The following is a 25,618-nucleotide window of genomic DNA, read 5'->3' as shown; positions in this document are numbered from 1 at the left end:
TCACTTACCTGCCTGCTGGTTGAGCACAGTCTTGACACGAGCGATGTCGCGCTTGACTTGCGAGAGCAGGTGAGACTGCCCCAACTGGCCAGTCGCCTTCTGCATGCGCAGATTGAACTGGTCCCGCAGCAGCTCGAGCAGTTGCTCGTTCAGCTGCTCAACGGATTTTTCACGAAGTTCATTCGCTTTCATCACATCACCGTCCGCTTAACAAAGGAGGTGGCGAGCGGCAGCTTTGCAGCGGCCAAGGCGAAAGCCTCACGCGCCAGCTCTTCGGAAACACCCTCGATCTCGTAGAGCACCTTGCCCGGCTGAATCTGGGCTACCCAGTACTCGACGCTACCCTTACCTTTACCCATACGAACTTCGAGGGGCTTCTTGGTAACGGGCTTGTCGGGGAACACGCGGATCCAGATCTTGCCGCCACGCTTTACGTGACGAGTGAGCGCACGACGTGCAGCCTCGATCTGGCGCGCGGTCAGACGACCACGGGAAACAGACTTCAGCGCGAACTCGCCGAAGCTGACCTTGCTACCGCGCTGAGCCAGACCACGGTTGTGGCCGGTCATCTGCTTGCGGAATTTTGTACGCTTGGGTTGCAACATTTGGCGTACCCCTTACTTAGCAGCTTTTTTACGAGGAGCAGGCGCTTGAGGTTTGAGCTCTTCATGGCGACCACCAATCACTTCGCCTTTGAAGATCCACACCTTCACGCCGATCACACCGTAAGTGGTGTGCGCTTCGTAAGTGTTGTAATCGATATCGGCACGCAGGGTGTGCAGAGGCACACGACCTTCGCGATACCACTCGGTACGGGCAATTTCAGCCCCACCCAGACGACCACTGACCTGGATTTTGATGCCCTTGGCACCAATACGCATGGCGTTCTGCACGGCGCGCTTCATGGCACGACGGAACATTACGCGGCGCTCCAGCTGCTGAGCTACGCTCTGTGCAACCAGCATGGCGTCGAGCTCCGGCTTGCGGATCTCTTCGATGTTGATGTGCACCGGCACACCCATTTGCTTGGTCAGGTCCTGACGCAGCTTCTCAACATCCTCACCCTTCTTGCCGATCACGATGCCGGGACGAGCGGTGTGGATGGTGATGCGTGCGGTTTGAGCCGGGCGATGGATATCGATACGGCTTACGGACGCGCTTTTTAGTTTGTCTTGGAGGTACTCACGCACGTTCAGATCTGCAAGCAGATAGTCTGCATACGTACGGCCGTCTGCGTACCAGACGGAGGTGTGCTCCTTGACGATTCCCAGGCGAATGCCAGTGGGATGTACTTTCTGACCCATCTGATCGACTCCGTTACTTGTCCGCAACCTTGACAGTGATATGGCAAGACCGCTTGACGATGCGATCAGCGCGGCCTTTGGCACGCGGCATGATGCGCTTAAGCGAACGCCCCTCGTTGACGAAGACGGTGGAGACTTTCAGGTCGTCCACATCAGCGCCTTCGTTGTGCTCGGCGTTGGCAACGGCCGACTCCAGCACTTTCTTCATGATCTCGGCGGCTTTCTTGCTACTGAAAGCCAGGAGGTTGAGCGCTTCGCCCACCTTCTTCCCGCGGATCTGGTCGGCGACCAGGCGGGCTTTCTGGGCGGAGATGCGAGCGCCCGACAACTTAGCGGCTACTTCCATCTTTCCTTACCCCTTAGCGCTTGCCTTTCTTGTCCGCCACATGCCCGCGATAAGTGCGGGTAGCAGCGAACTCGCCGAGTTTATGGCCGACCATGTCTTCGGACACGAGGACCGGGACATGCTGACGACCGTTATGTACAGCGATGGTCAGACCGACCATTTGCGGCAGGATCATCGAACGACGCGACCAGGTTTTAACCGGCTTGCGATCATTCTTTTCCACCGCCGCTTCGACCTTCTTCAGTAGGTGAAGATCGATAAAAGGACCTTTTTTCAGAGAACGCGGCACTGTCGTATCCCTCTAGTTACTTGCGACGACGGACGATCATGTTATCGGTGCGCTTGTTAGTGCGGGTCTTCGCGCCCTTAGTCGGGAAGCCCCATGGCGACACCGGATGACGACCACCGGAGGTACGACCTTCACCACCACCGTGTGGGTGATCGACCGGGTTCATCGCGACACCACGAACGGTAGGACGAATGCCCTTCCAGCGCTTGGCGCCAGCTTTGCCCAGCGAACGCAGGCTGTGCTCGGAGTTCGAGACTTCGCCCAGGGTCGCACGGCACTCGGCCAGCACTTTACGCATCTCGCCGGAGCGCAGACGCAGCGTCACGTAGGAACCCTCACGAGCGACCAGCTGAGCCGAAGCACCAGCAGAGCGAGCGATCTGAGCACCCTTGCCCGGCTTAAGCTCGACACCGTGAACGGTAGAACCCAGCGGGATGTTGCGCAGCGGCAGACTGTTACCAGCCTTGATCGGAGCATTGACGCCCGAGACCAGCTGATCGCCAGCGCTTACGCCCTTCGGCGCGATGATGTAGCGACGCTCACCGTCGGCATACTTCAGCAGCGCGATGTGTGCAGTACGGTTCGGGTCGTATTCGATACGCTCAACGATGGCAGGAATGCCATCCTTGTTGCGACGAAAATCGACCAAACGATAGTGCTGCTTGTGACCACCACCGATATGGCGAGTGGTAATGCGACCGTTGTTGTTACGGCCACCAGTCTTCGACTTCTTCTCGAGCAGCGGTGCGTACGGAGCGCCTTTATGCAGCTCCTGATTGACCACCTTGACCACAAAACGGCGGCCCGCGGAAGTCGGTTTGCATTTAACGATTGCCATGATGCACCCCTTCCTTACTCAGCACTGCCGGAGAAATCGAGATCCTGGCCCGGCTGAAGAGCGATATACGCCTTCTTCCAGTCGTTGCGCTTGCCCAAACCGCGAGCGGTACGCTTGGTCTTGCCCTGAACGTTCAGGGTGTTGACGGCAGCGACCTTCACGTCGAACAGGCTTTCAACAGCCTTCTTGATTTCCAGCTTGGTTGCGTCGGTCGCAACCTTGAAAACGAATTGCTTCTTGCTGTCAGCCAGCACGGTAGCCTTCTCAGAGACGTGCGGACCAAGCAGGACTTTGAATACGCGTTCCTGGTTCATCCCAGCAGCTCCTCGAATTTCTTCACAGCCGACACGGTGATCAACACCTTGTCATAGGCGATCAGGCTGACCGGATCGGAACCCTGGACATCGCGTACATCGACATGCGGCAGATTGCGCGCAGCGAGGTACAGGTTCTGATCTACAGCATCGGAAACGATCAGCACGTCGTTCAGACCCATGCCATTAAGCTTGCTAGCAAGCACCTTGGTCTTCGGGGCGTCGACGGCGAAATCTTCTACGACTACCAGACGCTCGGAGCGAACCAGCTCAGCAAGAATGGAGCGCAACGCAGCGCGATACATCTTCTTGTTCAGCTTCTGCTCATGGTTCTGCGGACGAGCGGCAAAAGTCACACCACCGCCACGCCAGATCGGACCACGACTGGTACCAGCACGAGCGCGACCGGTGCCCTTCTGGCGCCACGGACGCTTGCCACCACCGGACACATCGGAACGGGTTTTCTGCTGCTTGCTACCCTGACGACCGCCAGCCATGTAGGCGACGACAGCCTGGTGCACCAGCGTCTCGTTGAACTCACCACCAAAGGTGCGATCGGAGACTTCGATGGCCTGTGCGCCATTTACATTCAATTGCATGTGAACTCCCCCTTAACCGCGAGCCTTGGCGGCCGGACGCACGAGCACGTCACCACCAGTGGCGCCGGGCACTGCGCCCTTCACCAAAAGCAGGTTCCGCTCAGCATCGACACGCACGATTTCCAGAGACTGCACGGTTACGCGCTCGGCGCCCATGTGCCCGGACATCTTCTTGCCCTTGAATACACGACCTGGAGTCTGGCACTGACCGATAGAGCCCGGGACGCGGTGGGATACGGAGTTACCGTGGGTATTGTCCTGACCACGGAAATTCCAGCGCTTGATGGTACCGGCAAAGCCTTTACCCTTGGACTGACCGGTGACATCCACCATCTGCCCAGCCTGGAAAATCTCAGCATTGATCTGGTCACCAACCTGGAACTCCTCGCCATCAAGGCGGAATTCCCAGACGCCACGACCTGCAGCTACATTCGCCTTGGCGAAGTGACCGGCCTGAGCCTTGGTAACACGGGACGCGCGACGCTCGCCGACAGTGACTTGCACCGCACGATAGCCATCGCTCTCTTCATTCTTGAACTGAGTGACGCGATTCGGCTCGATCTCGATGACCGTAACCGGAATAGAGACACCATCCTCGGTGAAAACGCGGGTCATACCGCATTTGCGACCGACTACACCAATAGTCATTTTGAAACCTCTTGAGTGTACGGGGCTTTCACCCGCTATGGCCGCCCATTTCAGAGCGTTACACGACTAAAACTCTCAGGTTTTAGCCGAGGCTGATCTGCACTTCCACACCAGCCGCAAGATCGAGCTTCATCAGCGCGTCGACGGTTTTGTCCGTCGGCTGAACGATGTCCAGCACACGCTTGTGGGTTCGAATTTCATACTGATCGCGCGCGTCTTTATTGACGTGCGGAGAAACCAGCACAGTGAACCGCTCTTTGCGGGTTGGCAGCGGAATCGGACCACGCACCTGAGCACCAGTACGTTTCGCGGTTTCCACGATTTCCTGGGTTGATTGATCGATCAGGCGATGGTCAAAAGCCTTCAACCGAATACGGATTTGTTGGTTTTGCATTTTGACCTCAGACTCCAAGTAGCCACCCTACCAGGCGCAATACCCCCGGTAAAAGGAGGCGCAATTGTACGGATGGGCCCATAGGGTGTCAATAAATGATCAACAATAGAAAAAGGCCCCCGAAGGGGCCTTCCTCATCATCGACAAATATTACTCGACGATCTTGGCAACCACGCCAGCACCAACGGTACGACCACCTTCGCGAATCGCGAAGCGCAGGCCGTCTTCCATGGCGATCGGCTTGATCAGGGTAACAACCATTTTCACGTTGTCGCCCGGCATTACCATCTCAACGCCTTCCGGCAGTTCGCACGAACCGGTAACGTCAGTGGTACGGAAGTAGAACTGCGGACGGTAGCCCTTGAAGAACGGAGTGTGACGACCACCTTCTTCCTTGGACAGAACGTACACTTCAGCTTCGAACTTGGTGTGCGGCTTGATGGTGCCCGGCTTGGCCAGAACCTGGCCACGCTCGACGTCATCACGCTTGGTGCCACGCAGCAGCACGCCGCAGTTCTCACCCGCACGACCTTCGTCGAGCAGCTTGCGGAACATCTCGACACCGGTACAGGTGGTCTTGGTGGTGTCACGCAGACCAACGATCTCGATTTCTTCCTGGATCTTGACGATGCCGCGCTCTACACGACCGGTAACCACGGTACCGCGGCCGGAGATGGAGAACACGTCTTCGATCGGCATCAGGAACGGCTTGTCGATGGCACGAACCGGCTCAGGGATGTAGGTATCCAGAGTCTCGACCAGCTTCTTGACGGCAGTGGTGCCCATCTCGTTGTCGTCTTGACCGTTCAGAGCCATCAGCGCAGAGCCGATGATGATCGGAGTATCGTCGCCCGGGAAATCGTAGGTGCTGAGCAGATCACGCACTTCCATTTCCACCAGCTCGAGCAGCTCGGCGTCGTCAACCATGTCGGCCTTGTTCAGGAACACGACGATGTACGGAACACCTACCTGACGGGACAGCAGGATGTGCTCGCGAGTCTGCGGCATGGGGCCGTCAGCAGCCGAGCAAACCAGGATCGCGCCGTCCATCTGGGCAGCACCAGTGATCATGTTCTTCACATAGTCAGCGTGACCCGGGCAATCAACGTGCGCGTAGTGACGAATGTTGGAGTCGTACTCTACGTGAGCGGTGTTGATGGTAATACCGCGAGCCTTCTCTTCCGGGGCGCTATCGATCTTGTCGAAGTCGACACGAGCGGAACCGAATACTTCGGAGCACACGCGAGTCAGAGCAGCCGTCAGAGTGGTCTTGCCATGGTCGACGTGACCAATGGTGCCGACGTTGACGTGCGGTTTGTTACGTTCGAATTTTTCCTTAGCCACGACAGTAAACCTCTTACTTAAAGGGCTGAATCAACCTTGTTTTTTAACGAGTGTCTCGACGATATTCGCCGGAGCCTCAGCGTATTTGGAGAATTCCATGGAGTAGCTCGCGCGACCCTGAGACATGGAACGGACGTCGGTCGCATAACCGAACATCTCTCCGAGCGGAACCTCAGCACGGATAACCTTGCCGGATACCGAGTCTTCCATACCCTGGATCAGACCGCGACGACGGTTCAGGTCACCCATCACGTCGCCCATGTAGTCTTCAGGGGTCACTACTTCGACCTTCATGATCGGCTCAAGCACCTTGCCGCCGCCCTTGCTGGCCAGCTGCTTGGTAGCCATGGAAGCCGCTACCTTGAACGCCATCTCGTTGGAGTCGACGTCGTGGTAGGAACCATCGAATACGGTAGCCTTCAGGCCGATCAGCGGATAGCCGGCAACGACGCCGTTCTTCATCTGCTCTTCGATGCCTTTCTGGATCGCCGGGATATATTCCTTCGGAACCACACCACCGACCACCTCGTTGGTGAATACCAGACCTTCGGTGATATTGCCCTTCTCGTCCACATCCGGAGTGGAGAAACGAATCCAGCAATGACCGAACTGACCGCGACCACCAGACTGACGGACGAACTTACCTTCGATCTCGACGTTGTCCTTGGTGATGGTTTCGCGATAGGAAACCTGCGGCTTGCCAATATTCGCCTCGACGTTGAATTCGCGACGCATACGATCGACAAGAATGTCGAGGTGCAACTCGCCCATACCCGAGATGATGGTCTGACCGGTTTCTTCGTCGGTCTGAACACGGAACGACGGATCTTCCTGAGCCAACTTACCCAGGGCAATACCCATCTTCTCTTGGTCAGCCTTGGTTTTCGGCTCCACAGCAACCGAAATCACAGGCTCCGGGAAGTCCATACGCTCGAGAATGATCGGCTTCTCGATCGAGCACAGGGTGTCACCAGTGGTGACGTCCTTCATGCCGATCAGAGCGGCGATATCACCCGCGCGACATTCCTTGATTTCTTCACGCTGGTTGGCGTGCATCTGCACCATCCGACCCACGCGCTCTTTCTTGCCCTTGACCGAGTTGATCACCGAATCACCGGAAGACAGAACGCCCGAATAAACACGAGTGAAGGTCAGCGTACCCACGAACGGGTCGGTGGCGATCTTGAATGCCAGCGCAGAGAAGGGCTCGTCGTCGCGCGCATGACGCTCGTCGACCTGCTCTTCATTGTCCGGATTGACGCCCTGAATCGGCGGAATCTCGGTCGGCGCAGGCAGGAAGTCGATGACGGCGTCGAGAACCAGGGGCACGCCCTTGTTCTTGAAGGACGAGCCACAGACAGCCGGAACGATTTCACAGGCAATGGTGCGCTGACGCAGACCAGCCTTGATCTCGTCAACGGTGAGCTCACCGCCCTCGAGATACTTGTTCATCAGCTCTTCGTTGGCCTCGGCCGCAGCCTCGATCATGTTGGAGCGATACTCTTCAGCCAGATCCATCAGCTCTGCCGGAATCTCTTCCTCGCGGTAGCTGGTGCCCTTGTCTTCATCGTTCCAGTAGATGGCCTTCATCTTGATCAGATCGATCTGACCTTCGAAGTTCTCTTCGGAGCCGATAGCAAGCTGGACCGGCACCGGGGTGTGACCCAGTCGCTGCTTGATCTGACCAACCACGCGCAGGAAGTTGGCTCCCTGGCGGTCCATCTTGTTCACGTAGACGATACGCGGAACACCGTACTTGTTGGCCTGACGCCATACGGTCTCGGACTGCGGCTCAACGCCGGAAGTACCGCAGAATACAACCACAGCACCATCGAGAACGCGGAGCGAACGCTCCACTTCAATGGTGAAGTCAACGTGACCGGGAGTATCGATGACGTTGACGCGATAGTTGTCGTACTGACCGCGCGAGCCCTGCCAGAAGGTCGTTACAGCAGCAGAGGTAATGGTAATACCACGCTCCTGCTCCTGAACCATCCAGTCGGTAGTCGCTGCGCCGTCGTGCACTTCACCCATCTTATGGCTGAGGCCGGTGTAGAACAGAATCCGCTCCGTCGTGGTGGTCTTGCCCGCGTCGACGTGGGCACAGATACCGATGTTACGGTAGCGGTTGATAGGGGTAGTACGGGCCACAATAAGGTCCTCGTAAAAGTTGCGCTTGATTTAGAAGCGGTAGTGCGAGAAGGCCTTGTTGGCTTCAGCCATACGGTGCACGTCTTCACGCTTCTTGACTGCAGCGCCTTTACCTTCAAAAGCATCCATCAGCTCGCCAGCAAGGCGCAGCGCCATGGATTTCTCGCCACGCTTGCGCGCAGCGTCTACCAGCCAGCGCATGGCCAGGGCATTGCGACGGGAAGGACGAACTTCGACCGGAACCTGGTAGGTAGCACCGCCAACACGGCGGGATTTGACTTCGACCAGCGGAGCGATGGCATCGAGTGCTTTTTCGAAGATTTCCAGGGGATCGCTGTTCTTGCGCTCCTTCACCTTGTCCAGTGCGCCATAAACAATACGCTCGGCAACGGCTTTCTTGCCGCTCTCCATCACGTGGTTCATGAACTTGGCCAGGATCAGACTTCCGTACTTCGGATCGTCAAGGATCTCGCGCTTGGCTGCTACACGACGTCTTGGCATTGATAAGCCCTCAAACGGTCTTCAGGTTAGCTCGGAACGGTAACTTTCAAGTCACGCCCGACCTTACTCTTATCGACTCAAATAAATAGAAATACTGCTTATTTCGGGCGCTTGGCGCCGTACTTGGAACGACCCTGCTTACGGTCTTTAACGCCGGAAGTATCCAGCGAACCGCGCACAGTGTGGTAACGCACACCCGGAAGGTCTTTTACACGACCGCCACGGATCAGCACTACGCTGTGCTCTTGCAGGTTATGGCCTTCACCGCCGATGTACGAGGCGACTTCATAGCCGTTGGTCAGGCGAACGCGGCACACTTTACGCAGTGCAGAGTTCGGTTTCTTCGGCGTGGTGGTGTACACACGAGTGCACACGCCACGACGTTGCGGGCAGTTTTGCAGCGCAGGGACGTCGCTTTTCTCGACGACCCGCTTACGCGGCTGACGTACCAGCTGGTTGATAGTTGCCATCTACTAGCTCCACTGTTGTCTTTCGACACAAACGAAAAATGGCAGGGCACGAAGCCCCGCCAAATTAGGGGTACGAGAGTCTAAAGAGCTTCTCGCCCACCGTCAAGGCGGACCCCGGCTCGCCGCCGGGGTCGCGCACTTAGTTACCGCTGGAGTTCAGCGCCTCGGTCAGAGCCGCTTCGACTTCATCGGCGCTTACGCGAACCGGCTTGTCAGCATCACGCTTGCGCTTGCGCTCGCTGTGATAGGCCAAGCCAGTACCAGCCGGGATCAGGCGACCCACGACCACGTTCTCCTTCAGGCCACGCAGGTAGTCGCGCTTGCCAGTCACGGCCGCCTCGGTCAGTACGCGCGTGGTCTCCTGGAAGGAGGCGGCGGAAATGAACGACTCGGTCGACAGCGAAGCCTTGGTGATACCCAGCAGGACGCGCACGTACTTGGCGACAAACTTGTCCTCTTCGCTCAGGCGCTCGTTCTCCTCCAGCACCTGAGTCAGCTCCATCTGGTCACCCTTGATGAAGCTGGAATCGCCCGACTCGGTGATTTCAACCTTGCGCAGCATCTGACGCAGAATGGTCTCGATGTGCTTGTCGTTGATCTTCACGCCCTGCAGGCGGTACACGTCCTGGATCTCGTTGACGATGTACTTGGCCAGCGCGCTGACACCCAGCAGACGCAGAATATCGTGCGGATTGCTCGGACCGTCGGAGATCACTTCACCCTTGTTTACCTGCTCGCCTTCGAAAACGTTCAGATGGCGCCACTTCGGGATCAGCTCTTCGTACGGATCGCTACCGTCGGTCGGAGTGATGACGAGACGACGCTTGCCCTTGGTTTCCTTGCCGAAGGAAATCGTACCGCTGATTTCCGCCAGGATGGATGGCTCCTTCGGACGACGCGCCTCGAACAGGTCGGCAACGCGCGGCAGACCACCGGTAATGTCGCGGGTCTTCGAGGTTTCCTGCGGGATACGTGCGATAACGTCACCCACATTGATCTCGGCACCGTCAGCCACACCCACCAGAGCGTTAGCCGGCAGGAAGTACTGGGCCGGTACGTCGGTGCCCGGCAGCAGCAATTCCTTGCCATTGGCGTCGACCATCTTGATCGCCGGACGGATGTCCTTGCCCGATGCCGGACGGTCCTTAGGATCCATCACCTCAATGTTGGTCAGACCGGTGAGTTCATCGGTCTGGCGCTTGATGGTGATGTTCTCTTCCATGCCGACGAAGGTCACGACACCCTTCATCTCGGTGACGATCGGGTGAGTGTGCGGATCCCACTTGGCCACCACAGCACCAGCATCAACCTTGTCGCCTTCCTTCACGGAAATGACCGCACCGTACGGCAGCTTGTAGCGCTCGCGCTCACGACCGAAATCGTCCGCAACCGCCAGCTCACCGGAACGTGAAACCGCGACCAGCGCGCCATCGGCACGTTCGACGTGCTTCAGGTTGTGCAGGCGAATGGTACCGCCGTTCTTGACCATGACGTTGTCGACAGCCGACGTCCGGCTCGCCGCACCACCAATGTGGAAGGTACGCATGGTCAGCTGGGTACCCGGCTCACCGATCGACTGCGCTGCGATTACACCTACTGCTTCACCGATGTTGACCTGATGCCCACGGGCCAGATCACGGCCGTAGCACTTGGCGCAGATACCGTAGCGGGTTTCACAGGAAATCGGCGAACGCACGACCACTTCGTCGATGCTGTTCAGCTCGATGAAGTCGACCCACTGCTCATCAACCAGCGTACCGGCAGGCACGAGCACATCGTCTGTGCCAGGCTTGAGTACGTCACGCGCGATCACGCGGCCGAGGACGCGCTCACCCAGGGGCTCGACCACGTCGCCACCCTCGATGTGCGGGGTCATGAACAGACCCTGCTCGGTGCCGCAATCGACCTCGGTGACCACCAGATCCTGCGCGACGTCGACCAGACGACGGGTCAGGTAACCGGAGTTCGCGGTTTTCAGTGCGGTATCCGCCAGACCCTTACGAGCACCGTGCGTGGAGATGAAGTACTGGAGTACGTTCAGACCTTCACGGAAGTTCGCGGTGATCGGCGTTTCGATGATCGAGCCATCCGGCTTGGCCATCAGGCCGCGCATACCGGCCAGCTGGCGAATCTGCGCAGCGGAACCCCGCGCACCAGAGTCAGCCATCATGTACATCGAGTTGAACGAATCCTGCTCGGCTTCCTTACCATCGCGATCGATGACCTTCTCCTTGGAGAGGTTGGCCATCATCGCCTTGGAAACTTCGTCGTTGGCCTTGGACCAGAGGTCGATCACCTTGTTGTACTTCTCGCCCTGAGTTACCAGGCCCGACGCGTACTGGCTTTCGATCTCTTTAACTTCCTCGGTTGCCGCATCGATGATGCGTGCCTTTTCATCCGGAATAACGAAGTCATTCACGCCGATGGAAACGCCGGAGATAGTCGAGTAGGCGAAACCGGTGTACATCAGCTGGTCGGCGAAGATCACAGTGTCCTTCAGACCAACAGTGCGGTAGCACAGGTTGATCAGCTTGGAGATTGCCTTCTTCTTCATCGGCTGGTTGACGACATCGTAGGCCATGCCGTCCGGGACGATCTGGAACAGCAGCGCGCGGCCAACGGTGGTGTCGACGATGCGGGTGTTCTTGGTGATGCTGCCGTCGCGATCCTTGATCACTTCGTTGATGCGCACCTTCACCCGGGCGTGCAGCGAGGCTTCGCCAGCGCGGAATACGCGGTCGACTTCCTGCAGGTCAGCGAACACGCGACCCTCGCCCTTCGCGTTGATGGCTTCACGGGTCATGTAGTAGAGACCCAGAACCACGTCCTGCGACGGCACAATGATCGGCTCGCCGTTGGCTGGCGACAGGATGTTGTTGGTCGACATCATCAGCGCGCGCGCTTCCAGCTGGGCTTCCAGCGTCAGCGGCACGTGCACGGCCATCTGGTCACCGTCGAAGTCGGCGTTGTACGCAGCACAGACCAGCGGGTGCAGCTGAATCGCCTTGCCTTCGATGAGCACCGGCTCAAATGCCTGGATACCCAGACGGTGCAGAGTCGGCGCGCGGTTGAGCAGCACGGGATGTTCGCGAATCACTTCGGCGAGAACGTCCCAGACCTCAGGCAACTCGCGCTCGACCATCTTCTTGGCCGCCTTGATGGTGGTGGCCATGCCGCGCATTTCCAGCTTGCCGAAAATGAACGGCTTGAACAGCTCGAGGGCCATCTTCTTCGGCAGACCGCACTGGTGCAGACGCAGGGTCGGGCCCACGGTGATCACGGAACGACCGGAGTAGTCCACGCGCTTGCCGAGCAGGTTCTGACGGAAACGACCCTGCTTGCCCTTGATCATGTCGGCCAGGGACTTCAGCGGGCGCTTGTTCGAGCCGGTGATGGCACGGCCACGACGGCCGTTATCCAGCAGTGCATCGACTGCCTCTTGCAGCATGCGCTTTTCGTTGCGCACGATGATGTCCGGCGCCGACAGGTCGAGCAGGCGCTTCAGACGGTTGTTACGGTTGATCACCCGGCGATACAGATCGTTGAGATCCGAAGTCGCGAAACGACCGCCATCCAGCGGAACCAACGGACGCAGATCCGGCGGCAGTACCGGTAGCACGGTGAGGATCATCCACTCCGGCAGGTTGCCCGAGCCATAGAAGGCTTCCATCAGCTTCAGACGCTTGGAGAGCTTCTTGATCTTGGTTTCGGAGTTGGTCTGCGGAATTTCCTCGCGCAGACGACCGATTTCGTGCTCCAGGTCGATCTGGATCAGCAGCTCGCGCACGGCCTCGGCACCCATGCGGGCGTCGAAGTCGTCACCGAACTCTTCCAGCGCCTCGAAGTACTGCTCGTCATTCAGCAGCTGACCCTTTTCCAGGGTGGTCATGCCCGGATCGATAACGACGTAGCTCTCGAAATAGAGCACGCGTTCGATGTCACGCAGGGTCATGTCCAGCAGCAGGCCGATGCGGGACGGCAGCGATTTCAGGAACCAAATGTGGGCGACCGGCGAAGCCAGCTCGATGTGCGCCATGCGCTCGCGACGCACCTTGGCCAGTGCGACTTCTACACCACACTTCTCGCAGATCACGCCGCGATGCTTGAGGCGCTTGTACTTGCCGCACAGGCACTCGTAGTCCTTTACCGGACCAAAGATCTTGGCGCAGAACAGGCCGTCACGCTCTGGCTTGAACGTACGGTAGTTGATGGTTTCCGGCTTCTTTACTTCACCGAAGGACCAGGAACGGATCATCTCGGGCGAAGCCAGGGCAATCTTGATGGCATCGAACTCTTCGATTTGACCCTGGTTTTTCAACAGATTCAGCAAGTCTTTCAAGGCCTTTCCTCCTCACGGACCTGCGGCAACCGGCTAGTGCCGGATGCCGCGCAGGCGGTGCGTGGTTATTCGGTTTCCAGATCGATATCGATACCGAGCGAGCGGATTTCTTTGATCAACACGTTGAAGGATTCCGGCATGCCGGCCTCCATGCGGTGATCGCCGTCCACGATGTTCTTGTACATCTTGGTCCGCCCGTTCACGTCGTCCGACTTGACCGTGAGCATTTCCTGCAGGGTGTACGCGGCGCCATAGGCTTCCAGTGCCCAGACCTCCATCTCCCCGAAGCGCTGGCCACCGAACTGCGCCTTACCACCCAGCGGCTGCTGGGTAACCAGGCTGTAGGAACCGGTGGAACGCGCGTGCATCTTGTCGTCGACCAGGTGGTTCAGCTTGAGCATGTACATGTAGCCGACAGTGGTGGTGCGCTCGAACTTGTTACCGGTGCGCCCGTCGAACAGCTGCATCTGACCGCTTTCCGGCAGATCGGCCAATTTGAGCATGGCCTTGATCTCGCGCTCCTTGGCTCCGTCGAATACCGGGGTAGCCATCGGAACGCCTTTACGCAGGTTGTTCGCCAGGTCCAGGACTTCCTGATCGCTCAGGTCGTCCAGGCTTTCCTGACGACCGCCGATCTCGTTATAGATCTCGTGCAGGAACTTGCGCAGCTCGGCAACCTTGCGCTGCTCTTCCAGCATCAGGTTGATCTTCTCACCCAGACCCTTGGCCGCAAGGCCCAGGTGGGTTTCGAGGATCTGACCGACGTTCATACGCGACGGCACACCCAGCGGGTTGAGCACGATGTCGACCGGCGTACCGTTGGCATCATGCGGCATGTCTTCGACCGGCATGATCACCGAGACGACACCCTTGTTACCGTGACGACCGGCCATCTTGTCGCCCGGCTGGATGCGACGCTTGATCGCCAGGTAGACCTTGACGATCTTCAGTACGCCAGGCGCCAGGTCATCGCCTTGCTGCAGCTTGCGCTTCTTGTCTTCGAACTTGTCGTCAAGCAGCTGACGGCGGTCGGACAGGTAGGCCTGGGCCTTCTCCAACTGCTCGTTCAGTGCGTCTTCGGCCATGCGCAGCTTGAACCACTGCCCATGCTCCAGACCGTCGAGGATCTCGTCGGTGATTGCCGCGCCTTTCTTCAGACCAGCACCGCCCTCAGCAGTCGCGCCCACCAGAGCCGAGCGCAGACGCTCGAAAGTCGCGCCTTCGACAATGCGGAACTCTTCGTTGAGGTCCTTGCGAATCTCGTCGAGCTGCATCTTCTCGATCGCCAGCGCACGAGAGTCACGCTCGACGCCGTCACGAATGAACACCTGCACGTCGATAACGGTGCCCTTGGTGCCAGTCGGCACGCGCAGCGAGGTGTCCTTAACATCGGACGCCTTCTCACCAAAGATCACACGCAGCAGCTTTTCTTCCGGAGTCAGCTGGGTCTCACCTTTCGGGGTGACCTTGCCGACCAGGATATCGCCCGGGCCGACTTCGGCACCGACGTAGACGATGCCCGCTTCGTCCAGCTTGTTCAGCGCAGCCTCACCCACGTTGGGGATGTCCGCGGTGATTTCCTCTGGGCCAAGCTTGGTGTCACGCGACACACAGGTCAGCTCTTGGATGTGGATAGTGGTGAAACGGTCTTCCTGAACCACACGCTCCGAGAGGAGGATGGAGTCTTCGAAGTTGTAACCGTTCCAGGGCATGAACGCGACGCGCATGTTCTGCCCGAGCGCCAGCTCACCCATATCGGTGGACGGACCATCAGCCATGATGTCGCCGCGCTCCACCACGTCACCCTTGCGAACCAGCGGACGCTGGTTGATGCAGGTGTTCTGGTTGGAACGGGTGTACTTGGTCAGGTTGTAGATGTCGACACCCGCTTCGCCGGTCTCGACCTCAGCATCATGGACACGCACGACCACACGGCTGGCGTCGACCGAATCGATCACACCGCCACGACGAGCAACCACGCAGACGCCGGAGTCGCGCGCCACGTTGCGCTCCATGCCGGTACCAACGAGAGGCTTGTCCGAACGCAGGGTCGGCACGGCCTGACGCTGCATGTTCGAACCCATCAGGGCGCGGTTGGCGTCGTCGTGCTCAAGGAACGGAATCAGCGAGGCAGCGACAGAGACGACCTGTTTTGGCGACACGTCCATCAGGGTCACGTCTTCCGGCGCCTTGACGGTGAACTCATTCAGGTGACGCACGGCAACCAGTTCGTCGACCAGTTTGCGGCCGTCCAGCTTGGCGCTGGCCTGGGCGATCACGTGGTCAGCTTCCTCGATTGCCGAGAGGAAAACGATCTCATCGGTAACTTCGCCTTCCTTGACCACACGATACGGGCTTTCCAGGAAGCCGTACTGGTTGGTGCGGGCATAAGCGGCCAGCGAGTTGATCAGACCGATATTCGGACCTTCCGGCGTTTCGATCGGGCACACGCGGCCGTAGTGGGTCGGGTGTACGTCACGAACCTCGAAGCCGGCACGCTCACGGGTCAGACCACCCGGGCCAAGAGCTGAAACACGGCGCTTGTGAGTGATCTCGGAGAGCGGGTTGTTCTGGTCCATGAACTGCGAGAGCTGGCTGGAACCGAAGAACTCCTTCACCGCCGCCGCAACCGGCTTGGCGTTGATCAGATCTTGCGGCATCAGGCCTTCGCTTTCGGCCATCGACAGTCGCTCTTTGACCGCACGTTCAACACGTACCAGGCCAACACGGAACTGATTCTCGGCCATCTCGCCGACACAACGGACACGGCGGTTACCCAGGTGATCGATGTCGTCGACAATGCCTTTGCCGTTACGGATATCGACCAGCGTCTTGAGGACCGCAACGATGTCTTCGCGGCTCAGCACACCGGAACCTTCGATCTCGGTGCGACCGATACGACGGTTGAACTTCATCCGACCGACGGCAGACAGGTCGTAACGCTCCGAGGCGAAGAACAGGTTGTTGAACAGCGTCTCTGCTGCATCCTTGGTTGGCGGCTCGCCAGGACGCATCATCCGGTAGATCTCCACCAGAGCTTCGAGCTGGTTGGTGGTCGAATCGATCTTCAGCGTGTCGGAAATGAACGGACCACAATCGATGTCGTTGGTGTACAGGGTCTCGAAGCGGACAACCTGCGCCTTGACGATCTTCGCCATGACATCGACGGTCAGCTCGGTGTTGCACTCGGCAATGATTTCGCCGGTGGCCGGATGCACGATCGCCTTGGCCACGGTGCGGCCCAGTACGTAGTCCATCGGCATCTCGAGCTCTTTGATGCCGGACTTGTCGAGCTGATTGATGTGGCGAGCGGTGATGCGGCGACCTTGTTCGACGATGACCTTGCCGTTTTCGTCCTTGATATCGAAACTGGCGATTTCACCACGCAGACGCTGCGGCACCAATTCCAGCGAAAGGGTCTCGCCCTTCACATGGAAGACATTGGTGTCGTAGAAGGCATCCAGGATCTCTTCGGTGCTGTAATTCAGCGCGCGCAGAAGCACCGATGCCGGCAGCTTGCGACGACGGTCGATACGAACGAAGACGGCGTCCTTCGGATCGAACTCGAAGTCCAGCCAGGAGCCACGGTAAGGAATGATGCGCGCCGAGTACAGCAGCTTGCCGGAGCTGTGAGTCTTGCCGCGGTCGTGGTCGAAGAATACGCCTGGCGAGCGGTGCAGCTGGGAAACGATGACGCGCTCGGTACCGTTGATGATAAAGGTACCGTTCTCGGTCATCAGGGGGATCTCCCCCATGTAAACTTCCTGTTCCTTGATGTCCTTGATGGCCTTGTTCGACGATTCTTTGTCGAAAATGATCAGGCGCACTTTTACCCGCAGCGGGACAGCAAATGTCACGCCGCGCAGGACACATTCCTTGACATCGAAAGCCGGCTCACCAAGGCGATAGCCGACGTATTCCAGCGCTGCATTGCCGGAATAGCTAATGATCGGGAAAACGGATTTGAAGGCTGCATGCAAGCCAATGTCGCGGAACTGATCTTTGGTCGCTCCCGCCTGCAGGAATTCGCGATACGAATCCAGCTGGATGGCCAAAAGATACGGCACGTCCATCACGTGCGGTAACTTGCTAAAGTCCTTGCGGATACGTTTTTTCTCAGTGTATGAGTAAGCCATCAGCGTTCCCCAGCTTGGTCACCTGCTTGTTGGCTTCTCCCGACGGGAGCAGCCAGAAAATCTTGCGAATCCCTTGATTCGCACCACCCTGAGGTGGCTTTCCGAGGAACAGCCAGCGTGGCTGGCTTTCCATAACGGAAAAAGGCCGGTGGCAAGAGCCACCAGCCATCAGCCTTTCGCGAGTCGCTCGGGCTGTAGACGCAAGGTCGTCGCTTACTTGAGCTCGACTTTGGCGCCTGCTTCTTCCAGAACCTTCTTGGCAGCTTCGGCTTCTTCCTTCGAAACGCCTTCCTTGACCACGCCCGGGGCGCCGTCAACGACAGCCTTGGCTTCTTTCAGGCCCAGACCGGTCAGCTCGCGAACTGCCTTGATCACGTTGACCTTCTTCTCGCCAGCTTCGGCCAGAACGATGGTGAACTCGGTTTGCTCTTCGACAGCAGCGGCAGCCGGGCCGGCAGCGGCTACGGTAGCAGCAGCAGCGGTAACGCCGAACTTCTCTTCCATTGCCTTGATCAGTTCAACAACCTGCATCACGGACATTTCGGAAACGGCGTTGATGATGTCTTCGTTGGTCAGAGCCATGACTCTAGTTCCTGTATTTAGGTGACGGCCTGCGGCCATCTAATTCAAAAAGTGATTGCGAAAGTAGCCGCCCGCTTAAGCAGCAGCAGCTTCTTTCTGGTCGCGAACGGCCGCCAATGTACGAGCCAGCTTGCTGGTAGCGCCTTGGATAACGCTCATCAGCTGAGAAATGGCTTCGTCGTAGGTCGGCAGAGTTGCCAGCACGTCGATCTGATTGGCTGCGAGGAACTGACCCTCGAACGCAGCGGCCTTGATCTCGAACTTGTCCTGACCCTTGGAGAACTCCTTGAAGATACGAGCAGCAGCGCCCGGATGTTCATTGGAGAATGCAATCAGGGTCGGGCCTTTGAACACGTCGTTGAGCACTTCGAACTGAGTGCCATCAACAGCGCGGCGCAGCAGGGTATTACGTACAACGCGCACGTAAACGCCAGCTTCGCGGGCCTCTTTACGGAGTCCGGTCATGGCCCCCACGGTCACGCCACGGGCATCAGCCACGACAGCGGACAGGGCAGCTTTGGCAGCCTCGTTGACTTCAGCGACGATGGCCTTCTTGTCTTCGAGTTTGATTGCCACGGGTTACACTCCTGGATGTTACCGGTTCATCCGGTCGAAACCGGACGGGATTTGGTGTCTGATTCGGTACGAATCGGGAGCACCTCTGCGTAGGCTTTTGGTTTAAGGCTTGCGCCGCCTACGGTCTTGGATAGCCCCCGCCAGGCAGGGACCCCAATCTTTCAAACGCCCCGCGAGCGGGGCGTTGCTGTCTTACGCTTCCAGGGAAGCCTGATCAATGACCAGCCCCGGACCCATAGTGGTGCTCAGGGTCACGCGCTTGACGTAAATACCTTTTGAAGTGGAAGGCTTCAGACGCTTCAGATCCGAGAGCAACGCTTCAACGTTCTGCTTCAGCTGACCAGCTTCGAAACCAACCTTGCCCACAGAGGTGTGGATGATGCCGTTCTTGTCAGTACGGAAACGTACTTGACCGGCCTTGGCGTTCTTGACCGCAGTAGCAACGTCCGGAGTCACGGTACCGACCTTCGGGTTCGGCATCAGGCCGCGCGGACCGAGAATCTGACCCAACTGACCGACCACGCGCATGGCATCCGGGGACGCGATCACTACGTCGTAATTCAGATCGCCGCCTTTCATTTCAGCAGCCAGCTCGTCCATGCCAACACGATCAGCACCAGCGGCCAGAGCAGCTTCGGCGCCTGGACCTTGGGTGAACACGGCAACGCGAACAGTCTTGCCAGTACCGTTCGGCAGAACGGTGGCACCGCGAACAACCTGGTCTGATTTGCGCGGATCCACACCAAGGTTGATCGCGATATCGAACGACTCGGTGAACTTGACTGCAGAGACTTCCGCCAGCAATTTGGCAGCGTCTTCGAAAGCATACTGCTTGCCGGTCTCGATCTTCTCGGCGATAGCCTTCTGGCGCTTGGTCAACTTAGCCATTACACACCCTCCACATTCAGGCCCATGCTGCGAGCCGAACCTGCGATGGTTCGTACGGCAGCTTCCATTTCGGCAGCAGTCAGATCAGCCTGCTTGGTTTTGGCGATCTCTTCCAACTGTGCACGAGTAACGGTGCCGACCTTCTGGGTGTTGGGACGAGCGGAGCCGCTGGTGATTCCAGCAGCCTTCTTAAGCAGGACCGCAGCCGGAGTACTCTTGGTTTCAAAAGTGAAGCTGCGATCACTGTAAACGGTAATGATCACGGGAGTCGGCAGACCTGGCTCCTGGCCCTGGGTCCGAGCATTGAATGCCTTGCAGAATTCCATGATGTTCACGCCATGCTGACCCAGAGCAGGACCAACGGGCGGCGACGGGTTAGCCTGACCGGCCTTTACCTGAAGCTTGATGTAAGCTTGAATCTTCTTAGCCATAGTTACTCCGTTACGGGTTATAACGCCTTGCGGCTCCCCATTGCTGATTTATCCCGATGACGACAAAACCCCGCAGCCTTTAGCTGCGGGGTCGGGATGCTTCGTCCAGTTAAACCTTTTCGACCTGACTGAACTCCAACTCTACCGGCGTAGAGCGGCCGAAGATCAGGACCGCGACCTGGATCCGACTCTTCTCGTAATTGACCTCTTCAACCACACCATTGAAGTCTGCGAACGGACCATCCGCCACACGCACCACCTCACCCGGCTCGAAGAGCGTCTTAGGCTTCGGCTTATCACTTCCGTCAGCAACACGACGCAGGATAGCTTCTGCTTCTTTATCGGTAATGGGCGCCGGCTTGTCCGCCGTACCACCAATGAAGCCCATTACACGAGGCGTATCCTTGACGAGGTGCCAAGTGCCCTCGTTCATTTCCATCTGGACGAGAACGTAGCCAGGAAAGAACTTGCGCTCACTCTTGCGCTTCTGCCCATTACGCATCTCGACCACTTCTTCGGTCGGAACAAGAATCTCACCGAACTCATCTTCCATGCCGGCAAGCTTGACGCGCTCAACCAGGGAGCGCATGACGTGCTTCTCGTAACCCGAGTAAGCATGCACAACATACCAACGCTTAGCCACGAGACACCCTTAACCAACAACCATGGAAACCAACCAGCCGAGGAGGGAATCAAGCCCCCACAACAGCAGCGCCATCACAAGCACCACAACGACAACGATCAACGTAGTCTGGGTAGTCTCCTGACGGGTCGGCCAAACGACCTTGCGAATCTCGCCGCGCGCCTCTTTCAGCAACACCGCGAAAGATCGACCCTTGGAAGTCTGCAACGCAACAAACGCAGCGACCACACCAATTGCCAGAACCGCAAGGACACGATAAAGAATCGGCTCAGCGGAGTAGTATTGATTACCGACAACGGCAACCACCACCAAAGCAGCCACAACAAGCCACTTCACCAGATCGAAGCGCGCGTCATTGGCTTCAGCTTTGATATTCATCTGCTAGAACCTTGTAAAGACTGCCAATTTCGTTATTGAAAATGGCAGGCCAGGAGGGAATCGAACCCCCAACCTGCGGTTTTGGAGACCGCCGCTCTGCCAATTGAGCTACTGGCCTAGAAAGAGTCAGGCCGACTATTATGCCGACCTGCTTCAAACAGATCAATCGTTATTCGACGATCTTGGCAACCACGCCAGCACCAACGGTACGACCACCTTCGCGAATCGCGAAGCGCAGGCCGTCTTCCATGGCGATCGGCTTGATCAGGGTAACAACCATTTTCACGTTGTCGCCCGGCATTACCATCTCAACGCCTTCCGGCAGTTCGCACGAACCGGTAACGTCAGTGGTACGGAAGTAGAACTGCGGACGGTAGCCCTTGAAGAACGGAGTGTGACGACCACCTTCTTCCTTGGACAGAACGTACACTTCAGCTTCGAACTTGGTGTGCGGCTTGATGGTGCCCGGCTTGGCCAGAACCTGGCCACGCTCGACGTCATCACGCTTGGTGCCACGCAGCAGCACGCCGCAGTTCTCACCCGCACGACCTTCGTCGAGCAGCTTGCGGAACATCTCGACACCGGTACAGGTGGTCTTGGTGGTGTCACGCAGACCAACGATCTCGATTTCTTCCTGGATCTTGACGATGCCGCGCTCTACACGACCGGTAACCACGGTACCGCGGCCGGAGATGGAGAACACGTCTTCGATCGGCATCAGGAACGGCTTGTCGATGGCACGAACCGGCTCAGGGATGTAGGTATCCAGAGTCTCGACCAGCTTCTTGACGGCAGTGGTGCCCATCTCGTTGTCGTCTTGACCGTTCAGAGCCATCAGCGCAGAGCCGATGATGATCGGAGTATCGTCGCCCGGGAAATCGTAGGTGCTGAGCAGATCACGCACTTCCATTTCCACCAGCTCGAGCAGCTCGGCGTCGTCAACCATGTCGGCCTTGTTCAGGAACACGACGATGTACGGAACACCTACCTGACGGGACAGCAGGATGTGCTCGCGAGTCTGCGGCATGGGGCCGTCAGCAGCCGAGCAAACCAGGATCGCGCCGTCCATCTGGGCAGCACCAGTGATCATGTTCTTCACATAGTCAGCGTGACCCGGGCAATCAACGTGCGCGTAGTGACGAATGTTGGAGTCGTACTCTACGTGAGCGGTGTTGATGGTAATACCGCGAGCCTTCTCTTCCGGGGCGCTATCGATCTTGTCGAAGTCGACACGAGCGGAACCGAATACTTCGGAGCACACGCGAGTCAGAGCAGCCGTCAGAGTGGTCTTGCCATGGTCGACGTGACCAATGGTGCCGACGTTGACGTGCGGTTTGTTACGTTCGAACTTTTCTTTAGCCATCGAGACCGTCTCCCATCGTTGAATTGAGCTAGTCACGCCACCATTAAAACAAAGGCAGATATTTACATATCTGCCTTTGGGGTTTGGAGCTCATGAGCGGATTTGAACCGCTGACCTCACCCTTACCAAGGGTGTGCTCTACCAACTGAGCTACATGAGCGAAGCATATTTCGTAACCATCGAAGCTGGAGCGGGTAGCGGGAATCGAACCCGCATCATCAGCTTGGAAGGCTGAGGTTCTACCACTAAACTATACCCGCGAACGCCGAAGCTTACGCTTGAATCTGGTGGAGGGGGAAGGATTCGAACCTTCGAAGTCTATGACGTCAGATTTACAGTCTGATCCCTTTGGCCGCTCGGGAACCCCTCCAAAGTGAGGCGGCATTTTCATCACTTGCCACCCTACTGTCAAGCTTTTTCTCATATAAATCTTGAGCTTAGCTACATTGACAGCCGCTTCGCCGAGTAACCAAACAACCCCCACGGCGAAGCGGGCGCCATTCTATGCAAACTATTCGGAAGATGCAACGCCTGCGCAGGGCATTTGGCGATGCTGCAATGCCGGCATATCTTTCTTGAGGGCCTCCAAGATTTCACCATCCAGTTGATGCCGACTAGCAGCGGCAATCCGCACCCAATATTTGCTGTGCATCCTCGGCAACTCTCTGACCAAGGCTGAGTAATCCACCTCGCGCAAGCGTGCCACGACTCCTTCTGCCGAGTCTTTCCGAGAGAAGATTCCCAGGGAAATGCCGTTAGCGAGATCTCCCACAGTGATGATGTAGCTATCTATGTTGCGGCTTTGCAATTCGCGCAACTGTCGCAGCGACGCCTGCCTGGAAGCTAAAGGCGGCAGGTATACCCAATAATCCACACCGACAGCCACGTCTAGGCGCTGCATGTCGGACTGAATGTCCAGACTCAACAGTCGCTGCTCCAGGGACTGCGCTTGTAGCTCCTCATCGAAGCCACCAAGAAACAGACAGGCGTCACCAACCGGCTCAACAGGCGTTAACTGTGACTGCCTTCTCTCTGGGCTAGCAGACTCACTAAGGAGCGTGATGTTTTGCTGCGGGCGGCTATACGTGGCAAGCGGGCCGATCTCTTTGACTCGCACCGGTGCTTGGTATTGTTGTTGCCCCCAAAAGAAAACGTTCAACAGCACTAACAGTAAGAATAACCAACGCATGCAGACTCGACCTTAACTAATGCCGCTAGGGGCAAGCGACCGCCAATCCCCGGAATACCAAGTCTGGCACGTATTGGATTCGCGCAATATCGTCGATCAACGCTGCATCCCCGCCCGTGGAGTAAATAGAAAAGTCGGCCCCTAGATAGGTGCTGGCTTGCTGAATCTGGGAGCTAACAAAACTACGCAACATCAAGTAGCAACCCCGTTCTACCGCCTCAACCGTGCTGCGCCCGGGGGCATATGCGCATCGCGCCGCTGTAGCCTCCTCCATCTCGTAATTGATACGCCGCGTATGGCTATGCAACTGCTGCCGAAGCAATGAAGCGCCCGGGCAGATATACCCCCCCAGATGCATGCCATGGCCATCGACGAAATCAACGGTAATCGCTGTTCCAAGATCAAGCACGAGCATGGCACCCGGCTTCATTTGAAAGGCGCCAACAATAGCCAGCCAACGATCCAGGCCGAGACGCGAATAATCTACATACCCATTTACCACGCCGCCAAGCCGGGCCGAAGGGGCCGCCTGCTGCACATCAATTTGTAAGGTACCGGAAAGACGAGAACACAAATCCGCTGTCTCGGCATCACTCCTCACGCTGACCAGCCGCGCGCGGGCGATATTGGAGACAGCGGAGCCAGCAAGTACATCTAGCAACTCCGCCACCGATGCTGATGCGCCTTGCGCTGCAACGTCGCCGGAGCCAGCTTGCAAAACGCGCCACTTGATCAAGCTGTTACCGCAGTCCAGCTCAAGAATCATCGGTCCAGCCTCAAGCTAAGCTCCCCACCATTGAATACGCGCTCGCTCCCTTCGATCATAAGCTTCAGGCCGCCCTGCTGATCGACCCCCACGACCACACCCGAATAGTCATGGGCTCCGGTACTGAGCGTACATTTTTGTCCCTGCCAGATATGACTGGCTTCCCATTCGTCCTTCAGCGCCGAGAACCCCATGCTGGCATGCCGTTCTAGATAGCGCTTCAGCGCCTCAGCCAACGTAACCACCAGAGCGTTCCGATCAACCATACCGATATGCTCTTTCATTGACGTCCAACGCTGGTCTATCCCCTCGGCACTGCTCATATTCACGTTGATACCGATACCGACCACTACATGGCATACGTCCGCCGGATCACCAGTCAGCTCCAGCAGGATCCCGGCAATTTTTCGGCCGTCTGCGTATACGTCGTTTGGCCATTTCAAACCTACCTGCGTAACCCCTGCGAGACGCAATGCATGCATGACCGCCAAGCCAACCGCCAGACTCATGCCGGAAAGCTGCCGCGCCCCTCCGTGAACCTTGAACGCCAAACTGCAGTATAAATTTTGCCCAAAGGGACTAACCCAGAGGCGTCCCCGCCTTCCCCTTCCCGCGGTCTGGGTCTCAGCCATTACTAGGAAGGGCGTGCGCTCCAGCGGCAATAGGCGCAAAGCCTCGGCATTGGTGGAGTCTATGGCGTCGTAAAGATGCAAAGTCCAACCGAACCGCACCAGCTGTGACGCAAGCTCTTCGCCGTTCAGCAGGGATAGCGGCTCGGCTAGGCGGTAGCCGCGACCTGGAACCTTGTAGAGCGAAAGGGACGTTTCCTCCTGCAGACGCTGCACATGCTTCCATACAGCGCTACGGCTTACGCCCATGGCATCACCCAGCTCCTGACCAGAATGAAAGCGACCATCTTGGAGTAACTTCAACAGCCTATTCATGCCACCCCCATAACGAGGCCCGAATAATAGCGGCACCAACTCCAAGTGCCTACAGTGATTTCCAGAGCCCAAAAGCAAACCCCCGACCCGCTTTCGCGGATCGGGGGTTTGGGAAAGGAGCTTGACGATGACCTACTCTCACATGGGGAAACCCCACACTACCATCGGCGATGCGTCGTTTCACT

At 57.7% G+C, this 25,618-nt stretch carries 26 protein-coding genes and 4 tRNA genes; all 30 read right to left on the bottom strand.

Translation table 11 applies throughout. From position 1 onward, the window contains the following. Positions 1–192, bottom strand: coding sequence for a 50S ribosomal protein L29 (gene rpmC / locus BHD08_RS20345; protein ID WP_003281834.1), 192 nt, complete (start codon positions 190–192; stop codon positions 1–3). Continuing rightward, positions 192–605: a 50S ribosomal protein L16 gene (rplP, locus tag BHD08_RS20340; protein WP_003281836.1), complete on the bottom strand. Its 414-nt coding sequence runs from the start codon at positions 603–605 to the stop codon at positions 192–194. The genes rpmC and rplP overlap by 1 nt, the downstream gene beginning before the upstream one ends. A gap of 12 nt (positions 606–617) precedes the next feature. Next, the gene (rpsC, locus tag BHD08_RS20335; RefSeq protein ID WP_003289210.1) at positions 618–1,304 is read right to left on the bottom strand and encodes a 30S ribosomal protein S3; all 687 of its coding nucleotides are present in this window, start codon (positions 1,302–1,304) and stop codon (positions 618–620) included. Between the two features lie 13 nt (positions 1,305–1,317). Next, positions 1,318–1,650: a 50S ribosomal protein L22 gene (rplV, locus tag BHD08_RS20330; RefSeq protein ID WP_003103908.1), complete on the bottom strand. Its 333-nt coding sequence runs from the start codon at positions 1,648–1,650 to the stop codon at positions 1,318–1,320. A 13-nt stretch (positions 1,651–1,663) separates the two neighbouring features. Beyond that, entirely contained in the window at positions 1,664–1,939 is a 276-nt protein-coding gene (gene rpsS / locus BHD08_RS20325) for a 30S ribosomal protein S19 (protein ID WP_003293029.1), read from the bottom strand. Between the two features lie 16 nt (positions 1,940–1,955). Next, positions 1,956–2,777, bottom strand: a complete 822-nt coding sequence (gene rplB / locus BHD08_RS20320) for a 50S ribosomal protein L2 (RefSeq protein ID WP_106155915.1) — start codon at positions 2,775–2,777, stop codon at positions 1,956–1,958. Between the two features lie 14 nt (positions 2,778–2,791). Further along, positions 2,792–3,091 (bottom strand): 50S ribosomal protein L23, encoded by a 300-nt coding sequence (gene rplW / locus BHD08_RS20315; protein ID WP_003281842.1) that lies wholly within the window; start codon positions 3,089–3,091, stop codon positions 2,792–2,794. Beyond that, the gene (gene rplD, locus BHD08_RS20310; protein ID WP_106155916.1) at positions 3,088–3,690 is read right to left on the bottom strand and encodes a 50S ribosomal protein L4; all 603 of its coding nucleotides are present in this window, start codon (positions 3,688–3,690) and stop codon (positions 3,088–3,090) included. The genes rplW and rplD overlap by 4 nt, the downstream gene beginning before the upstream one ends. A 12-nt stretch (positions 3,691–3,702) precedes the next feature. Then, entirely contained in the window at positions 3,703–4,338 is a 636-nt protein-coding gene (gene rplC, locus BHD08_RS20305) for a 50S ribosomal protein L3 (protein ID WP_003304073.1), read from the bottom strand. Positions 4,339–4,420: 82 nt separating this feature from the next. Further along, entirely contained in the window at positions 4,421–4,732 is a 312-nt protein-coding gene (rpsJ, locus tag BHD08_RS20300; RefSeq protein ID WP_003186070.1) for a 30S ribosomal protein S10, read from the bottom strand. Between the two features lie 150 nt (positions 4,733–4,882). Further along, positions 4,883–6,076, bottom strand: a complete 1,194-nt coding sequence (gene tuf / locus BHD08_RS20295) for an elongation factor Tu (protein WP_015278291.1) — start codon at positions 6,074–6,076, stop codon at positions 4,883–4,885. A 30-nt stretch (positions 6,077–6,106) separates the two neighbouring features. Beyond that, a complete protein-coding gene (fusA, locus tag BHD08_RS20290; protein ID WP_106155918.1) occupies positions 6,107–8,227 on the bottom strand; it encodes an elongation factor G in 2,121 nt (706 codons plus the stop codon). A gap of 30 nt (positions 8,228–8,257) precedes the next feature. After that, complete coding sequence (rpsG, locus tag BHD08_RS20285; protein ID WP_003280834.1) at positions 8,258–8,728, bottom strand: 30S ribosomal protein S7; 471 nt, start codon at positions 8,726–8,728, stop codon at positions 8,258–8,260. A 98-nt stretch (positions 8,729–8,826) separates the two neighbouring features. Further along, positions 8,827–9,198 carry a 30S ribosomal protein S12 gene (gene rpsL / locus BHD08_RS20280; RefSeq protein WP_003280832.1) on the bottom strand — a complete coding sequence of 124 codons (372 nt, stop codon included), beginning with the start codon at positions 9,196–9,198 and terminating at the stop codon, positions 8,827–8,829. A gap of 139 nt (positions 9,199–9,337) precedes the next feature. Beyond that, positions 9,338–13,537, bottom strand: coding sequence for a DNA-directed RNA polymerase subunit beta' (rpoC, locus tag BHD08_RS20275; RefSeq protein WP_015278293.1), 4,200 nt, complete (start codon positions 13,535–13,537; stop codon positions 9,338–9,340). A 65-nt stretch (positions 13,538–13,602) separates the two neighbouring features. After that, positions 13,603–17,673: a DNA-directed RNA polymerase subunit beta gene (gene rpoB, locus BHD08_RS20270; RefSeq protein WP_125024614.1), complete on the bottom strand. Its 4,071-nt coding sequence runs from the start codon at positions 17,671–17,673 to the stop codon at positions 13,603–13,605. A gap of 213 nt (positions 17,674–17,886) precedes the next feature. Continuing rightward, the gene (gene rplL, locus BHD08_RS20265; RefSeq protein ID WP_015278295.1) at positions 17,887–18,255 is read right to left on the bottom strand and encodes a 50S ribosomal protein L7/L12; all 369 of its coding nucleotides are present in this window, start codon (positions 18,253–18,255) and stop codon (positions 17,887–17,889) included. A 75-nt stretch (positions 18,256–18,330) separates the two neighbouring features. Continuing rightward, positions 18,331–18,831 (bottom strand): 50S ribosomal protein L10, encoded by a 501-nt coding sequence (gene rplJ / locus BHD08_RS20260; RefSeq protein WP_003280824.1) that lies wholly within the window; start codon positions 18,829–18,831, stop codon positions 18,331–18,333. 192 nt (positions 18,832–19,023) lie between these two features. Then, complete coding sequence (gene rplA / locus BHD08_RS20255; RefSeq protein ID WP_015278296.1) at positions 19,024–19,719, bottom strand: 50S ribosomal protein L1; 696 nt, start codon at positions 19,717–19,719, stop codon at positions 19,024–19,026. Further along, positions 19,719–20,150, bottom strand: coding sequence for a 50S ribosomal protein L11 (rplK, locus tag BHD08_RS20250; protein WP_003280820.1), 432 nt, complete (start codon positions 20,148–20,150; stop codon positions 19,719–19,721). Before rplK ends, rplA begins: the two co-directional genes overlap by 1 nt. Before the next feature lie 109 nt (positions 20,151–20,259). Beyond that, on the bottom strand, positions 20,260–20,793 hold the full coding sequence (gene nusG, locus BHD08_RS20245; protein ID WP_015278297.1) for a transcription termination/antitermination protein NusG: 534 nt from the start codon (positions 20,791–20,793) through the stop codon (positions 20,260–20,262). Between the two features lie 9 nt (positions 20,794–20,802). Continuing rightward, positions 20,803–21,171, bottom strand: a complete 369-nt coding sequence (secE, locus tag BHD08_RS20240; protein WP_014821639.1) for a preprotein translocase subunit SecE — start codon at positions 21,169–21,171, stop codon at positions 20,803–20,805. Positions 21,172–21,213: 42 nt separating this feature from the next. Then, positions 21,214–21,289: transfer RNA gene (locus BHD08_RS20235), tRNA-Trp, on the bottom strand. A gap of 51 nt (positions 21,290–21,340) precedes the next feature. Further along, positions 21,341–22,534, bottom strand: a complete 1,194-nt coding sequence (tuf, locus tag BHD08_RS20230; protein ID WP_015278291.1) for an elongation factor Tu — start codon at positions 22,532–22,534, stop codon at positions 21,341–21,343. Positions 22,535–22,618: 84 nt separating this feature from the next. Next, positions 22,619–22,694: transfer RNA gene (locus BHD08_RS20225), tRNA-Thr, on the bottom strand. A 26-nt stretch (positions 22,695–22,720) separates the two neighbouring features. Next, positions 22,721–22,794 (bottom strand) — tRNA-Gly (locus BHD08_RS20220). A gap of 25 nt (positions 22,795–22,819) precedes the next feature. Beyond that, positions 22,820–22,904, bottom strand: a tRNA-Tyr gene (locus BHD08_RS20215). 141 nt (positions 22,905–23,045) lie between these two features. After that, positions 23,046–23,723, bottom strand: a complete 678-nt coding sequence (locus BHD08_RS20210; RefSeq protein WP_015278299.1) for an SPOR domain-containing protein — start codon at positions 23,721–23,723, stop codon at positions 23,046–23,048. Positions 23,724–23,748: 25 nt separating this feature from the next. After that, positions 23,749–24,489, bottom strand: a complete 741-nt coding sequence (locus BHD08_RS20205; RefSeq protein ID WP_125024612.1) for a type III pantothenate kinase — start codon at positions 24,487–24,489, stop codon at positions 23,749–23,751. Continuing rightward, entirely contained in the window at positions 24,486–25,433 is a 948-nt protein-coding gene (gene birA, locus BHD08_RS20200; RefSeq protein WP_125024610.1) for a bifunctional biotin--[acetyl-CoA-carboxylase] ligase/biotin operon repressor BirA, read from the bottom strand. The genes BHD08_RS20205 and birA overlap by 4 nt, the downstream gene beginning before the upstream one ends. Positions 25,434–25,618: the final 185 nt, after the last annotated feature.

Origin of the sequence: Pseudomonas sp. SCT, from assembly GCF_003864275.1 — a bacterium.
GTDB classification, from domain to species: Bacteria; Pseudomonadota; Gammaproteobacteria; order Pseudomonadales; family Pseudomonadaceae; genus Stutzerimonas; species Stutzerimonas stutzeri_AE.
The sequence above is the reverse complement of the archived record's forward strand: the minus strand, read 5'-3'. Positions and strand labels throughout refer to the sequence as shown.